The 15,097-nt window shown below is 53.3% G+C and carries 14 protein-coding genes; 4 read left to right on the top strand and 10 right to left on the bottom strand.

Annotated features, from left to right (window positions below; genetic code table 11):
• Nucleotide 1: 1 nt before the first annotated feature.
• The 6 genes from AC1MDE_RS00670 to leuE form a co-directional block, all read right to left on the bottom strand.
• The gene (locus tag AC1MDE_RS00670; RefSeq protein ID WP_479415139.1) at nucleotides 2-1,297 is read right to left on the bottom strand and encodes a hypothetical protein; all 1,296 of its coding nucleotides are present in this window, start codon (nucleotides 1,295-1,297) and stop codon (nucleotides 2-4) included.
• Entirely contained in the window at nucleotides 1,290-2,618 is a 1,329-nt protein-coding gene (hisD, locus tag AC1MDE_RS00665) for a histidinol dehydrogenase (protein WP_058961332.1), read from the bottom strand. Before hisD ends, AC1MDE_RS00670 begins: the two co-directional genes overlap by 8 nt.
• Before the next feature lie 18 nt (nucleotides 2,619-2,636).
• Entirely contained in the window at nucleotides 2,637-3,398 is a 762-nt protein-coding gene (locus AC1MDE_RS00660; RefSeq protein ID WP_058961331.1) for an ABC transporter ATP-binding protein, read from the bottom strand.
• Nucleotides 3,398-4,243: an ABC transporter permease gene (locus AC1MDE_RS00655; RefSeq protein ID WP_058961330.1), complete on the bottom strand. Its 846-nt coding sequence runs from the start codon at nucleotides 4,241-4,243 to the stop codon at nucleotides 3,398-3,400. Before AC1MDE_RS00655 ends, AC1MDE_RS00660 begins: the two co-directional genes overlap by 1 nt.
• A 60-nt stretch (nucleotides 4,244-4,303) precedes the next feature.
• A complete protein-coding gene (locus AC1MDE_RS00650) occupies nucleotides 4,304-5,290 on the bottom strand; it encodes an ABC transporter substrate-binding protein (protein ID WP_480344110.1) in 987 nt (328 codons plus the stop codon).
• A gap of 334 nt (nucleotides 5,291-5,624) precedes the next feature.
• Nucleotides 5,625-6,263: a leucine efflux protein LeuE gene (gene leuE / locus AC1MDE_RS00645; RefSeq protein WP_058961387.1), complete on the bottom strand. Its 639-nt coding sequence runs from the start codon at nucleotides 6,261-6,263 to the stop codon at nucleotides 5,625-5,627.
• Nucleotides 6,264-6,482: 219 nt separating this feature from the next.
• Between leuE and AC1MDE_RS00640 the strand changes: the two genes are divergently transcribed.
• Together AC1MDE_RS00640 and AC1MDE_RS00635 are read left to right on the top strand one after the other, a co-directional pair.
• Entirely contained in the window at nucleotides 6,483-7,553 is a 1,071-nt protein-coding gene (locus AC1MDE_RS00640) for an ABC transporter substrate-binding protein (protein WP_480344109.1), read from the top strand.
• Nucleotides 7,522-8,235, top strand: a complete 714-nt coding sequence (locus AC1MDE_RS00635) for a substrate-binding domain-containing protein (RefSeq protein ID WP_479402003.1) — start codon at nucleotides 7,522-7,524, stop codon at nucleotides 8,233-8,235. Before AC1MDE_RS00640 ends, AC1MDE_RS00635 begins: the two co-directional genes overlap by 32 nt.
• 17 nt (nucleotides 8,236-8,252) lie before the next feature.
• Here AC1MDE_RS00635 and AC1MDE_RS00630 read toward each other — a convergent pair whose 3' ends face one another.
• Both AC1MDE_RS00630 and AC1MDE_RS00625 read right to left on the bottom strand, forming a co-directional pair.
• Nucleotides 8,253-9,590 carry a hypothetical protein gene (locus AC1MDE_RS00630; RefSeq protein ID WP_480344108.1) on the bottom strand — a complete coding sequence of 446 codons (1,338 nt, stop codon included), beginning with the start codon at nucleotides 9,588-9,590 and terminating at the stop codon, nucleotides 8,253-8,255.
• Between the two features lie 314 nt (nucleotides 9,591-9,904).
• Nucleotides 9,905-10,711: a LysR substrate-binding domain-containing protein gene (locus tag AC1MDE_RS00625; protein ID WP_479415208.1), complete on the bottom strand. Its 807-nt coding sequence runs from the start codon at nucleotides 10,709-10,711 to the stop codon at nucleotides 9,905-9,907.
• Between the two features lie 172 nt (nucleotides 10,712-10,883).
• Between AC1MDE_RS00625 and AC1MDE_RS00620 the strand changes: the two genes are divergently transcribed.
• Entirely contained in the window at nucleotides 10,884-11,858 is a 975-nt protein-coding gene (locus AC1MDE_RS00620) for an AEC family transporter (protein WP_479415137.1), read from the top strand.
• Nucleotides 11,859-11,862: 4 nt separating this feature from the next.
• On the opposite strand, the gene AC1MDE_RS00615 is transcribed toward AC1MDE_RS00620, so the two are convergent.
• Both AC1MDE_RS00615 and AC1MDE_RS00610 read right to left on the bottom strand, forming a co-directional pair.
• Complete coding sequence (locus tag AC1MDE_RS00615) at nucleotides 11,863-13,014, bottom strand: dienelactone hydrolase family protein (protein WP_480344107.1); 1,152 nt, start codon at nucleotides 13,012-13,014, stop codon at nucleotides 11,863-11,865.
• Between the two features lie 108 nt (nucleotides 13,015-13,122).
• Entirely contained in the window at nucleotides 13,123-14,001 is an 879-nt protein-coding gene (locus AC1MDE_RS00610; protein WP_160867539.1) for a LysR family transcriptional regulator, read from the bottom strand.
• A 120-nt stretch (nucleotides 14,002-14,121) separates the two neighbouring features.
• Here AC1MDE_RS00610 and AC1MDE_RS00605 point away from each other — a divergent pair, with 120 nt between their 5' ends.
• A complete protein-coding gene (locus tag AC1MDE_RS00605; RefSeq protein WP_479415135.1) occupies nucleotides 14,122-14,973 on the top strand; it encodes a Vmh family MBL fold metallo-hydrolase in 852 nt (283 codons plus the stop codon).
• Nucleotides 14,974-15,097 lie beyond the last annotated feature (124 nt).

Below are 15,097 nucleotides of genomic sequence, written 5' to 3'. Positions count from 1 at the left end.
CTCAGTTCTCCGTGATCAGGCTGTTGATCCAGTGGGTGAATTCATCCTCTCCGCCGCACGCCAGCATCACGGCAACCGAGAAGCCAATCGCTGAGCTTGTCGGATTATGGTTACTGGATGAGCCGGCACGTAAATTCATCACCAGCGTCGGACAGCAGAACAACGCCAGCCGCATAATCTGTTGCCAGTTGCCGGGCAGCCAGCCTTTCTCCTGCAGGGCTGCAAGCAAAGGCTTCCAGTAAAGCTCTCCTTTACTGGTCAGAAATGCGCGGCGTAGCGGGCTGAGTTGCCAGTCATGTTCAACAATCAGCGTGTTGCCATCGCACCGCACATTGACCTGATAGCGGGCGGCGGCATCGTCAGGTTCATACAACCAGCACGGATGCGCATAAATGTTATGGAACGTGGCTTTAATTTCAGCCAGTAAAGCGGGAATATTGCTACCCGCAAAAGCAGGGTCGAAACTCACCAGTTCAGGTTCACCGTGCTGCGTTTCGTACCATACGTTGGCATTGTGTGCATCACCATGTGCCACCACGACACCGTGAGACGCCAGCGCAGCAGGTTTCAACACTTCTCCCGCAGCCAGGAACAGCTGGTGAAGAGTCTGGGGATATAACACGCCGTTGACCTGCCAATGCATCTGGCTCAGAGTTTCCCAATCGAGCTGCACCTCACCCAGCGTGAAGCGCTGCCTAATATAGAACTGCGCTACTCGTCCACCCAAGCCATCCGGATCACCCTCGGAAACCAGTCGATTCCAGAACAATTGATAAATAGATTCAGCTGCCACTTCTGCCGCCGTTGCCATACGCAACGTGGGCAGCGTGTGAGCGAGAATATCGCTATCGGCGCGACGCTGAGCCTCAATAATCGCTGCTGATTGCTTCCAGTCCGCTGTGGATTCCACTGCACGGCACACATCCGCCAGACGCTGATCGTTGCGTAAGCTGTACAGCAGAATTTGTCGCCCCGGTTCACCGCAGGTGTAAACCGGCACATCGACAGCGAAGCCATGCTCACGCAGCAGTTCAGCGCGGTAATACTCATCAATGGTGTGCTCTTCCCCTTCTTCGTGATGGAATTTGAAAAACAGCGTGCGCCCATCCGCGAGCAGCACGCGACCATTTAAAGAGTTCAGGCTGTATTGATCGCGGTTGATCTGCAGCCTGATCGCCTCGATCCCGGTGACATCTGCGATCAACTGCTGAAGTTTCTCGCTGGCACGTTCCCACTGGTTTTCTTTGGTTAAACGACGCGCTTCTGCCGCAAGTGGAGGACGCAGGCGATCATTCATCGCGCCCACCTTTCAGTAAGGTCTGTCGGATATCTGACACCGCCAATGCATGGCCGGGGAACCCTTCATATTCCGCAAAGCGTTTGGCTTTAGGAGCCAATTCCTGATAGCCCCGGCTGGTGACATAAGCGATAGACATACGCTTCATATAGTCAAACACCGAGAGCGGTCCTGCGGTTTTCGCCGCCCCGTTGGTTGGTAACACCGCATTAGGCCCGAGCACGAAGTTACCCAGCACAATCGGCGAATGCTCTCCCAGCAGAATTTCACCCGCATTGCGGATTTTCATCATCACATCCATCGGTTCGTGTGCCAGCACTTCGAGATGTTCCGGGGCGTACGCGTTGACGAATTCAATCGCCGTGGCGAAGTCTTTGGTGAGGATCACGCCACCGTGGTCGCCACAGAGTACGCGCTGGGAGAAATCTGCCCTTTTTTCACCGATCTGCTGCCAGTAGCCCGGTAGCGCGGCGATGGCCTCTTCCGCCACGCGACGGCTGGACGTCACCAGATAAGCCGAGCTATCCGGGCCGTGTTCGGATTCAATTATCAGATCGAGCGCCGCCAATGCCCCATTCACCGAATCATCCGCTAAGATCAGGCTTTCGCTAGGACCCGCAGGCACACCGGGATCGATCAAATGCGCAAGCTGACGTTTGGCCGCTACCACCCAGGGACTGCCGGGGCCGACAATCTTCAAACATTTCGGAATGGATTCGGTGCCGAACGCCACTGCCGCCACCCCTTGTGCACCGCCACATTTATAAACGTGCTCAATCCCCACCAGTCGCGCAGCAACCAGCGTCGCATCATCCACAGTGCCATCCGGGCCTGGGGGCGTAATCACAATGGGCAGCGGCACACCGGCGACAATGGCGGGAATGGTTGTCATCAGCAACACGCTGGGAAATGAGCCCTTACCGCGCGGGACATAGCAGGCTACGGCATCAATCGGAACATGGCGATCACCGGCAAAAGCGCCAGGACGCATCTCTTTCCACCACATCTCCTCGGGCTTCTGTGCTTCATGGAACGCTCGGATATTCTCCACCGCGAAACGGATCGCGTCGATCACCTGCGGATCAACGCGTTCGAATGCCGCATCGAACTCCTGTTCGTCAGCCTTGATGGTAAAGGTTTCTGGCTGCACGCCATCGAATTCACGGGCAAAGCGAATTAACGCCTGATCCCCTTCAGTTCTGACTGCTTCAATAATCGGCTTCACCTTCTCGGCAAAACTCGACAGGTCAGATTCGGTGCGTTTGAATAGCTGCTCAGGTAATACGTCAGACGTTGACAGATCATGAAATGAAACGGCCATAGTAAATCCTCAATATTGTCAGTGCGTGAATTCGTGTTGGTGAATGCGGCTCAGCACCTGATGCTGCAGCTCGATAAATTCAGGTACGCGATTGATCCCCTCATGACGGGGGCGCGGTAAGTTCACCGCGAAAGTGGTATCGATTTTTCCTGGGCCCATCACCACAATGCGGTCCGACAGCCTGACGGCTTCTTCAATATCGTGCGTAACAAACATCACCGTCAGGCGATGCTTTTCCCAAATCTCAATCAGTAACTGCTGCATCTGGTGACGCGTCATGGCATCCAGCGCGCCAAAAGGCTCATCCATTAACAGAATTTTGGGGCGATACGAGAGCGCTCGGGCGATGGCCACACGCTGCTTCATCCCTCCCGAGAGTTCACTGGGCCAGCGATCGGCGGCATCACCCAGTTTCACCAGTTCCAGATGCTGCTGCGCGATTTCCCGGCACTGGCTGGCTGGTGTGCCTGCGGCTTTCAGGGCAAATTCAATATTGCCGCGCGCCGTCAGCCACGGCAGCAAAGTGTAAGATTGAAACACTACGCCGCGGTCCAGTCCTGGGCCGGGAATCGGTTGCCCATCCACCAGCACATCGCCGCTGTCAAAATCGTCCAGACCGGCCGCAATCGATAGCAATGTACTTTTGCCGCAGCCGGAAGCCCCAACAATCGAGACAAACTCGTTGTCGTTGAGCGTCAGGTCGATACCGTGCAACACGCGGCGTCGGGATTTGCCCTGTGCGAAGCTCTTCTCCAGTTGATTTATTGTTAAGCTCGCCATCAGGAACGTCTCCGGTTGTAGCGGAATAACACACGCTCAGCGGCGCGCATGATTTGGTCGGTAATCAGGCCTAGCAGCCCCAATAACAGGATGTAGCCAATAATAGTGTCGGTCTGGAAATAGCGTTGCGAGACCACAATGCGATAGCCCAGACCCGAAGTTGAAGCCACCAATTCGGCCAGCACTAACCATGTCCATGCCCAACCGAGGCTGATGCGCAATGCATCCCAAATTGCGGGTAAAGCTGAGGGAATGACAATTCGCAGTAAGATTTTGCGATCGGATAAGCCAAGGGTACGACCCAGCCCGACGAAATCAGGTGGCACGCGTTTGATGGCATCGATCATCATCAGCACCTGCTGAAAGAAGGTACCAATCCAGATCACGAGGAATTTCTGAATATCGTCAGTACCCGTCCATAAAATGGTGAGAGGGACAAACGCCACCACCGGCATATAGCGAATAAAATCGACCAGAGGTTCAACTATGGCTTTAAACAAACCGTAGCAACCCGCCAGAACACCAATGAAAATGGCCATCGCCGAAGAGATAGCGAACGCAATCACCATGCGATACAGGCTGCTGGCAATATCACTTTGCAAAGTGCCGTTCTGTGCCAGCGTCACCATCTGATGCCAGACGCGCTCAATGCCAGGCAGAAAAATAGGCTTGATGGCCCCTGAGGAGGTGGCCAGCCACCAGGCCAGAATCAGACACACGAAAACCAGAATCGCGATAGTTAAAAATTGCGCCCTCGTTGGCTCTTTACCAATGGTTAATAGGTGACTCCGACGGCGTTTTTTCTTCGCCTGCCGATTAACCCGCTGCAACTCAACTGAACTCATGCCCCCTCCTGTTTTCATGCCTCTCCGCTGACAGGTGCGGCAGAGAGGCGCTATTAACGCTTACTGCTGATTGGCAAACTCTGCATCAATGATTTGAGCAGGCGTCACCGGTTGGGTCACAATTCCGGCCTCGGTTGCCGCTTTTAAAATATGCGGGAACGTCTTGCTGGTAAAATCATGTGAAAGGTAGGCTTTGTTTTCACTCAAGGTGAAATATTTAACCCCATCAAAGGCGGTATCTAAATCCGCAGGCGTAGCCCCCACCGCTTTAGAAATAATGGCGCGACCTTCAGTGGTATTAGCGTTATAAAAATCGAGCGCCGCACCCCAGGTTTTAATTAATGATTTGATTTCATCCGGGTGGCTTTTAATAAAATCATCACGCACGACCAGCACATCACTGATTAATCCTGGATCGGAAGATCCGCTATACAACATTTTAATACTCGGGTCTGATTTCTTCGCCACGCTGAGATACGGCTCGTAGGTGACTGCTACGGGTGCTCTTCCAGCCAGGATGGCACTACCAGCCGAAGCTGCAGGCATCGGCACCGGTTTAATATCATTAAAGGATAATCCTGCCGATGCCAGCGCGCTGCGCAGCAAGATATCGCTGGTGGTGCCCTCTTCATATGCGACCTGCTTGCCTTTGAGCTCCTTAACGCTGCCGACCTCTTTGCTCGCCAGGATGGCGTCTGCCGTGTTGCTCTGATCCAGCACCAGGACGATTTTTACCGGCAGCCCGGCGGAGATCATCCCCATAGCGGTGTGGGTAGCAATATTGGCGGCATCAATCTGACCACTCGCCAGCGCCGCATTGATATCTTTATCTTCGGCGAAGTTAATCACTTCAACCTTGTTCAACCCAGATTTGGCAAAAAGGCCCTTTGCCGAGGCTATGTGCCACTGGCCGTAGCCCAACCAGGGTTCAACCCCCATTTTGATAGGCGCTGCTTCCGCTGCATAAACAGAGTGTGCCGCGAGTGTGAATAAACCTAAGCAGCAAACATGAGAAACTGATTTCTTCACAGCATGGAGAGAAAACATAGTTATTTCCTTCTGTTATGATTATGGGGTGTTAGCGACAAGTGATACACTCATGTATATACAAGAGTATGCAAGAGTGGTGCCAGTTAAATATCCGCTTGTGTCCGCAGTCATTAATCTTTTCTGCGCCTTAACGGTGCACGCCAATAGTGCACTGCACTATGGCAAACAATATCCTGCTCATTAAGAACGTCGAATAAATTAAAAGAAAAAAGCTGGGCGGGTCACAACAAATTTTGGTGGGAGTAGAAAGCCGGGATGATTTAAATGCTACCCGAAAAGGGAAACAGCAGGTTTTCCTGCTGTTTCCTGGATATTAGCGCTGGGGATAAAATTAACTTTGTGCACTCATTAAGCGCACAGCAAAACCAAAGAACAACATGCCCGTGAGCATATTCCCCAGTTTTACCAGACGAGTGCGGTTTTTCAGAAAGCGAACCATCACGTTGCCCGCCATCAGCAAAATCAGGTAATAGCTCAGGCTGATCAGTTGAATCATCGAGCCCAGCACTGCAAAGGCAGGCGCAGTGTGAGTGACTGCTGGATCAATAAACTGGATGAAAAAGGAGACGTAGAACAGAATGGCTTTCGGGTTGGTCACGCCCAGCAGCAGTGCGCGCAGGAAATAATTTTCTATTTTAACGGCTTCAGCGGGCTGGTTACCTTCGCGCTTGCGCAATGCACCCAGAATGATTTTTACGCCTAAGTAGAGCAGGAACATCGCGCCCAGATACTTCACCACCATAAAAATGTGCGGACTGGTGCGAATCAGCGTCGCAACACCGGCCCAGGCAAGGAAGATCAGAATCAGATCACCCATCATCACCCCTGCTATCGCCTTAGACGCCGCTTTAGCACCGCGGCTCATCCCAGTACGCAGCACGTATAAACTGTTTGGGCCGGGCAGCAGAATAATCACCAGCGCACCCGCCAGAAACGTCCAGACATTAATAATTCCTACATCGTGCAACATAACAACCACTACTCCACCGCCATGCAGGTTGATTCGCCCGATGGCTTTTGTTTTGATTTGACAGGTGAAAATTGACAGCGGATCGCGCTGCAATTGGGCCGATATAGTAGCAGATGACGCTGTGCCATGTCGTCCGACGACTGCGTATCACTGAAAGAGTCATAGGCGCCTGCCAATTAGCGCTATATAATCCATTGCATTACGCTGCAGGGATAACTCATGAACACAACGCTTAACCGCCTGATTCTGGCGGGCTTACTCACCTTGACCTCTTTGAACACCTTCGCCAGCCGTGTGGTGACCGACCAAATTGGTCGTCAGGTGACGATCCCCGATCAGGTCGATCGCGTGGTGGTGCTACAGCACCAAACGCTGAACCTGCTGGTGCAACTCAACGCGACCGATAAGATCGTCGGCATCCTCGCGAACTGGAAGCAACAGTTGGGTGATGGCTACGCGCAGCTGGTGCCTGAACTGACACAGAAAGCCATGCTGGGCGATCTTACCCATGTGGATTTAGAAAAATTGGTGGCGCTGCATCCGCAGGTGGTTTTTGTCACTAACTACGCGCCAAAAGAGATGATTGACCAGATTTCGGCGCTGGGCATTCCGGTATTGGCTATTTCCTTACGCCATGACGATGCAGGGGAACAAGGCAAGATTAACCCCAGCATGCAGAATGAGAATCAAGCTTACGATCTCGGCATCAAAGAAGGGATTACCTTGATTGGTGAGGTGGTGAATAAGCAGCAACAGGCCAAAGCGCTGATTGCCGCGGCGTTTGCCGGACGTAAACTGGTGAGCGATCGTCTGCAAGGTTTAACTGAGCAACAGCGTGTTCGTGCTTACATGGCCAATCCGGACCTCACCACTTATGGTTCTGGCAAATACACCGGTTTGATGATGTTGCACGCGGGCGCCTACAACGTTGCGGCATCGACCGTTCAGGGTTTCAAGCAAGTCAGCATGGAGCAAGTTGTGGCATGGAATCCTCAGGTGATTTTTGTCCAGGATCGCTATCCTCAAGTGGTGGATGAGATCCAACAAGATCCACGCTGGCGCACCATTGACGCGGTGAAGCATCATCGGGTCTGGCTGATGCCGGAATATGCCAAAGCCTGGGGATATCCAATGCCAGAAGCTATCGGCTTAGGTGAGCTCTGGATGGCGAAGAAACTCTATCCGGACAAATTCCGCGATATTGATATGCAACAGCAGGCTGATCGCTGGTATCAGCATTTTTATCGGACCGCCTATCATGACAACGCTGCACATTCTGGCAGCCGGTAGTCTGCGCGGTGTCTGGCCGGATCTGATAGCAGCCTTTCATCATCAGTCTGGCCTGACGACCGACACCCACTTTGGCCCTGCAGGCTTACTTCGGCAGAGGATTGAACAAGGTGAACGCTGCGATCTGTTTGCATCCGCCAATCTTAAGCACCCGGCCACGCTGTTACAGCGCGGTCTGGCAATGCACACCGGAAAATTTGCCGCTAACAGCTTATGTTTGACCGCAAGACGTGACGTTGTCACCGAAAACGACACCTGGCTTACACTTTTACAACGTGACGACCTGCGGCTGGCAACATCGACGCCGTTAAGCGACCCTTCCGGCGATTACACCTGGCAGCTGTTTGACAATATCGGACAGGTTTATCCAGACTGCGGTGAAAGGTTGAAACAGCGCGCGCGTCAGCTGGTGGGTGGCATCGATAGCCTGGCTGTCCCCACGGGCGAACTGGCAGCACAATGGTTAATCGACCAACAGCACGCAGATCTCTTCATTGGCTACGCCAGCTATGCTCCACGTCTAATAAATCATCCGCATTTGCAGGTATTGAGCATCCCGGAACCGTTCAACATTCAGGCGGAATATGGATGGGCGACTTTCACCCACTCTGCTAATCCCCTTGCCGCCTTTCTCAGTACAACAGCGGCCAGAGCCATTCTGCAACAGAATGGTTTTGCCTGAATGCTGTTCAAAAACGGTCAACGTAACAAACTGCGCACGACCATGCGTGCGCCGAGCAGTTCGACTCTTAAACGATGAATAATTTTGCGATAGCGGCTGGTTCGCTGTTGAGTTTCCAGCACACGGCGCAGCAAAATGCAGTAATCCATCACCAGTCCTGGCGTCCACGTCATGCCTTCTGCGCGGCTGCGTACCAGACTCAACAACCAAAAATCAGGGTTGAGGATGACCCAAAGCCCTTTCAAACCGTGTTCACCCAACAAGCCTTCAGTAGCAACGTCCAGCGCCTGCATTACGCTGGTCGAACAGTTACGTGATGTGAGGTTATAGCGGGTATCGGTTGCATTCGCGCGCCAGTAATTGCGCAAGGCTGCCTGATTGTAATGCGTGAGAACCAGACGTTTATCCGGACGACACCACCTTTTGATCTCACTTTCCAGTGATGGCAGCAAACAACCCTCAACGTCGAACTCCTCTTTTGCGCGCAGCGTTTTCAGGAAACCGCGCAAGCTGCGTGAAACGTCATCAACCGGGTAGAGGCTGATATAGAGTTCATCACCCATCTCTAACGATGTATGGCCGGTTGATACTTCACCGCGATGGTCAATCGCTGCGACCCAACGGTCAAACCATGGACGACGTCCGGCGACATCGCCCGAACCCAACGGCGTCCAGATGTAGACATTGAGCGGCACACTGGTATGCCCAGCCTGCAGCGGCGGATGTTCATAATTCAATCCATGCGGCGCACGCAGCCCTTTGCGGGTAAAGATAGGCAGTGCGGTGACACTGGTGTTCTCTGGCAGCGCATGAATTTGCGCTCCCATAAACAAGAGATTGATGCCCCATCCCGCCAGCAAAAGTGCAAAACACAGCGGCACGATCACATGCGGAGCCAGCGGCCAATGGATGGCAATCAGGAGGCTGAACAGGATTTCCGCGCATCCGAGGCTGAATTTCCGCGTCCATCGCCGACAGCGCATCAGGCTGCATGAAATGACACGGAACCCGCCATCCAGTAAAAAAATCAAGGCAAAACCCAGTGAGAAGCAGAGGCTGCTATCATGCGGTGCAATGAATACCAACAGGCCAAACAGCATCAGCCCTGCAGATTTCATCAAAGGTGGCCAGGCAATGCCGGCAGGCGAATAGATTGCACTCATCGCTTCCGCCAGCCCTTCGACCGCAAGGAATACCCCTAACACATGCAAGGGGAACGATAAACTTCCATGTTGCAACAGATCCATCAGGATCCCGGCACTCGCACCAGCACACAGCAGGCCCAGCCCGGTCAGATAAGGCCAACCCGCTCTTAGCGCCGGTCCACCCATCAACAGAAATAATAGTCGCAGCAAAGGTACTCTCCAGCGGATAACACAGCTCAGCACGGTCTATAGACGCGGGCAAATAACAGGAGTTCTGTTACGCCTCGGCAATTCTGACTTCGTTTACTGATGGTTGTGACTGTGAGGGCACTCTACGTGGCGAAGATTAAAATTGGCTTAACGATAAAGTAAATATTGGCTTATTTTTTGAACAACACAATGCTGAATTTGTGGCGATTTCAGGCTGAAACCGCCACTGACTCGTGGGGCCAACCCATCTTAACTGATTGATTTAATTCATTGTAGTTATCGCTCCGCAGATGATTATGCGGCTGGCGTAGGTTTCACACTGCTGCGTGTCGTTGAATCAGCAGTTTTATAAAACTGTTAAGGCAGGGATTGCGGTTATCGCTGCTCCAGGCAACGGCAAGATTAACCTGCGGCGCATCCGCCAGCGGTTTGAAGACAATGCCGTCCATTTTGAGTTGTTGAACCGAAGAAGGCACCAGCGCCACATAGCTGGCATCATTCACCAGGCTGAGCATGGTGTGTTGCAGACGAACCTGCAGACTGACCATAGGTTCAAAACCATGAGCCCGGCAATAATCCATAATTACCGCGGTTAACCGGCTCCCGGCGCTGGCGGAGGTCATCACAAAAGGATCGTCGCGCAGATCTTCGATCTGCAATTTCCGACTTCTCGCTTTAGGATGTGTGCGCGACATGGCCACACATAAAGGCTCGGTTAACACGGTCAATGTCTGCATGCCCACGCGTGCAGTTCCTTCCATCAGTACCGCTAAATCGACTTCACCTGCCAGCACTTTATCCGGCAGGTCTTCAGTGACCGCCTCTTCCAACTCCAGAGCAATGTTGGGGAAGTGATGGCGAATCAATCGCACATACTCCGGGATCACGCTATGTGCAGAGTACATAGTGAAACCCACGCGCAATAAACCCGATTTGCCCGCGGCGGTGTCACGCGCCAGTTGTTGCGCCTGCTGGAGTGATTCGAGGATCTTACGTGCATCCTGGTAGAAGCTCTCACCGGCGGGCGTCAGCATTAGCTGGCGCGTATTGCGTTCCACCAGCTGTGTACCCACCGCTTTTTCCAGTGCAGCGATGTGACGACTTAAGGACGGCTGTGACAGATGCAGACGCTACGCGGCACGGTGGAAATTTTTCACTTCTGCCAGCGCGATAAAGTACCGCAGCGGCTTCATATCAAGCATGATTCATTTTCCGTATCAATCCCGGCCAAATTTGCTATTGGATCTGCATCACTAAAGGCACTAGAGTCCTTCAGCTTACTGGGAGGACACAATGATAGCGACGTTTCTGATTCTTTTGCCGGTTTTCGGCTTAATTGTGGCGGGATATGCTTGCCGCATGCTAGGTGTATTAGGGCCAACCTCGGCGACGGAACTGAATAAATTTGTGGTATGGCTTGCGCTGCCTGCGCTGCTGTTTGACATCATGGCACACACGCCGTGGCACACCATTTATCAACCGGGATTCTTCTGGGCGTTTGCCCTCTCCTGCGCCGCCTCATTTGTTATCGTCTTTGCCTGCCAAAAATTCAAAGGCAAATCCACTGCCGATGCCAGCGTCGATGGCGTTGCCGCCGCCTATCCCAACACCGGTTATCTGGGTTTTCCGCTGTTGTTACTGATTTTTGGTAAAAGCAGCCTGATCCCCACCACCACGGCGACTATTGTGGTGGCGTGTATCCTGTTCGCGATTGCCATCGCGATGATCGAGATTGGTTTGCAGAGTGAACGTGAATTTCATCGACTGGCGATTAAAGTACTGCGCGCCATTTTAAAGAACCCGCTGATTATCTCACCGCTGTTGGGGGCAGCTTGCTCCAGCGCGGGTTTGACCATGCCCGGCAGCGTTGAAACCTTCATGAAACTGCTCGGCGGTGCGGCCAGCCCTTGCGCGCTGGTGTGTTTAGGGGTGTTTCTAGCCAGCCGACAAAAAGCCAAAGCCAGCGAATTGCCCACCGCGGCGAAAATGAGTTTCACCACGGTGGGCCTGGTCGTGGTGGCCAAGTTGGTGATGCAGCCACTGCTGACCTGGATTTTAGCCGTCTGGCTGTTTCACCTGCCGCAGGATCTCACCAACATGGCGATTCTGCTGGCGGCACTGCCCACCGGCACCGGGCCCTTTATGCTGGCTGAGTATTATCGGCGTGATGCGCAAATCACTTCTGGCGCGATCCTCATCTCCACGGTGCTGTCAATCGTTACACTGGTGGCGATCATGCACTTTATGCAAGTCACGCCCATCGCCTAGCGCGTCATTTCGCCGCTGAGCGTTGATCTCCAGCGGCGTAAATGGTGCACGCCGCCTCTTCCTTCTCACGATACTGCTCGCAATTTGCCAGAGCTTCATGGTTCGCATCCTGCTGGGTGCGAGCCCAGTACGCGCGGCCCCACACACCTTCGCCGTTGGTCGCGAACGCTTTCTCATAGCCGAGATCTGACAGACAGTGTTTGAAAGCCTGTAGACCTGATGACGTTAATCCTGCCGGTGCAGCAAGCTCGGCCTCAGCAAGGGACACGACACCATGGCTCGGCAAATGTTGCTGGCTAAGAAACGACGAGACGCTGCGCCACCAGAATCCTTCCGGTGCTGAAATCAGTAAATCATGCCCATCGTTACCGTAAGCCGGCAGAGTGATCAGCTTACCCTTAGCCTCTGCGTGATGGTAAGCCTTGAACATCTCCTCGCCAAGCTGGGGTGAAAACGACTGATCATTGGCAGTGTAAAGCCAGAGTGTTGGGATTCGTGCGGTTTGACCATAAGATTTCAGCGTCGCCAGCAGTGAGGTTTTATCACAAACCTGGCCCTCACCCATGGCTCCGCGTCCACCTGAAAAGCTGATGATAGCCTGTACACCCGGTGGATTCAGGGCACTGGCGGCGAGCACGCTGAATCCGCCAGATGATTGGGCGACCAGCACCGCTTGATGTTTTGCCGCCCAGGGCTGTACCCGTATCGCCGTCAGTGCAGCAAGGATATCGTCTCGTGCCATTTTCCCTGCTAGAGCATGTTGCGGCTGGGCGCAGCTGTTGCCTTGATAATCGTTGTGGCCGGTGGATTGACCATAGCCCTGTCGCATCACCACCACAGCGGCATAACCATGTCGGGCAAAGGTGATGGCGGCAGCTGAGAAACGGTTCGGCGTGAGATGCTGGCGATCGCTTTGCTCGCTGCCATCGGTGCCGTGGGTGATCAGCGCGATGGGAAATACACCGGGTATGTCGGGTCGTGTAACATACGCATCCAGCACCGCGTGTTGCCCGTTGGGGAAGGTTATGGTTAATGAGAGCGGCTCACGTATCAATCCCGCGAGTTGCGAAGCGCCGGCTGTCTGTTCGGCGAGACTCAGGCAACTGCTCCCCAATAGACCGATGATGAGAAAACTGCGGATAAAATACCGGCGCATCAGTTAATACTCCCTTATTAACACCAGGTGATGTTTACCGGGAGATACTATCACCTAATCTGGAGTTAAAACCTGTACAACGCCCTGCTTGAGATCAAACCCCATATTTTATGAAGCCAGCTGTTGCTGCACCGCATCAAGAAACAGTCGCAGCGCGGCGGGTTGGCGTTCGCGCGACATATACAATCCATAAATGCCGAGGGTTTTCGGCGTAAAGTCCGGCAGTACACATTGCAACTGACCGTTAGCTATCCCGGCGCGCGCCTCCATTTCTGGCACCATGGCCAGCCCACATCCGGCGATGGCGGCATCGCACAATACCGATGAGATGCCGGCACTGAAATTGCCGCTTACGGCTGTGCTCAGGGCATCGCCATTGGCATCGTTGAACTGCCAACTCTGCCCGGCAAAGCGGCTATAGTGCAGGCAATTATGCTGGCTTAAATCCTGCGGCGTTTCAGGATTGCCATGCTTGCGCAAATAATCGGGTGATGCGCACACCACAGAAGCACATTCGCCAAGACGGCGGGCAATCGCGCCCGGTTCCGGATTGTCCGTGATCCTGACTGCTACATCGATGCGCTCTCCCACTAAGCTCACCGGCTGATTGTTGATTTCTAATTCAATTCGCAACAATGGATAGCGCGCCAGAAATGCCGGGATCATCGGCCCCAGAATATGGGTCGCGGTGGAGTGCGCACAGGCGACGCGCAATGTGCCCTGCGGTTCTCCCGGTTCACCCTGTCCGGTTATCTCATCGGCCAGCCGTGCCAGCATGCGGGTTTTTTCCAGCACTTTTTCCCCGGCCGGGGTGATGGTCAGGCGACGTGATGAACGGTGTAGTAAACGTGCGCCTGCCCATTTCTCCATTTCATCCAGATAACGGCTGACCATCGGCCGGGAGATATCCAGCGCCCGCGCTGCGGCGCTCAGGCTGCCTAATTCGCAAATGCGATTAAATACTGAAGCGGCTGTGACTCTGTCCATCTGCTCTCCATCTGATCGTTTTATGAAACTGATCATCTCTATTTGCGGGAATTCTAGCAGACAGCAAAATCCTTACAATGATGTGCTTACCAGCCATGTTGGCACTGAAAGGAAAATGAGATGAAGATGAACTCACTGACGTTGGTGCTCGCACTGGCAGCCGGCCCGGCGTTTGCTGCCCCATTGCAATTGGCAGTTTACAATCCACAGGAACAAGGGGTGTTTCCGGTATCGTCAACGCTGATTACCGGGCCACATGAAGCGCTGCTGGTCGATGCACAGTTCAGCCCGAAAGATGGCGAGAAACTGGTGGAGATGATCAAATCCAGCGGTAAAAAACTCACACAAATCCTGATTACCTCAGGTGACCCTGACTTCTACTTTGGACTGGAGCCCATCGTCAAAGCTTTCCCTCAGGTGAAAATTGTCGCAGCACCAACAGTGGTTGAGCATATCGAAGCCACTAAAGCCGCCAAGTTAGCGTATTGGGGCCCGAAAATGCCGGGTGGTGCGCCTACCCAACTTTATGTACCACAGACCACCCATCAGACTTCGTTTAGCGTGGATGGTGAACGTATTGAACTGCGCCATGCGGGGGATAAATCCGCTTATCTGTGGATCCCAGCCAATAAGGCCGTGCTGGGTGGCACCGCCGTGGCAGCGGGCATCCACGTCTGGACCGCAGATACGCAAACGCCAGCCAGCCGTGAGCAGTGGCGCAGCGTGCTCAAAGAAATTCAGCAGCTTAAGCCGAAAGTCGTGATTCCAGGACACTACATTGGCGCGCGTCCGGCGGGCGATGGCGCGGTGACATTTACCCTTGATTATCTGCAAACCTTTGAAAAAGCACTTCAGCAGCACAAAGGGTCAGCAGAAGTGATTGAAGCGATGAAAAAAGCCTATCCGAATTTGCCGGATGAGAGTTCACTGGAGCTGAGTGCGAAAGTTAATACTGGCGAGATGAAGTGGTAATCACTGTAATGTGATGAGGTATCAGGTCGTTATTAATAACGACCTGACTTTATCATCACGCCATGATGTTATTATCTGAATGACTGCAATCCAATCCCATTTTACTTAATAGTCAATCCCACCC

The organism is Pantoea folii, from assembly GCF_056678875.1.
The sequence above is the reverse complement of the archived record's forward strand: the minus strand, read 5'-3'. Positions and strand labels throughout refer to the sequence as shown.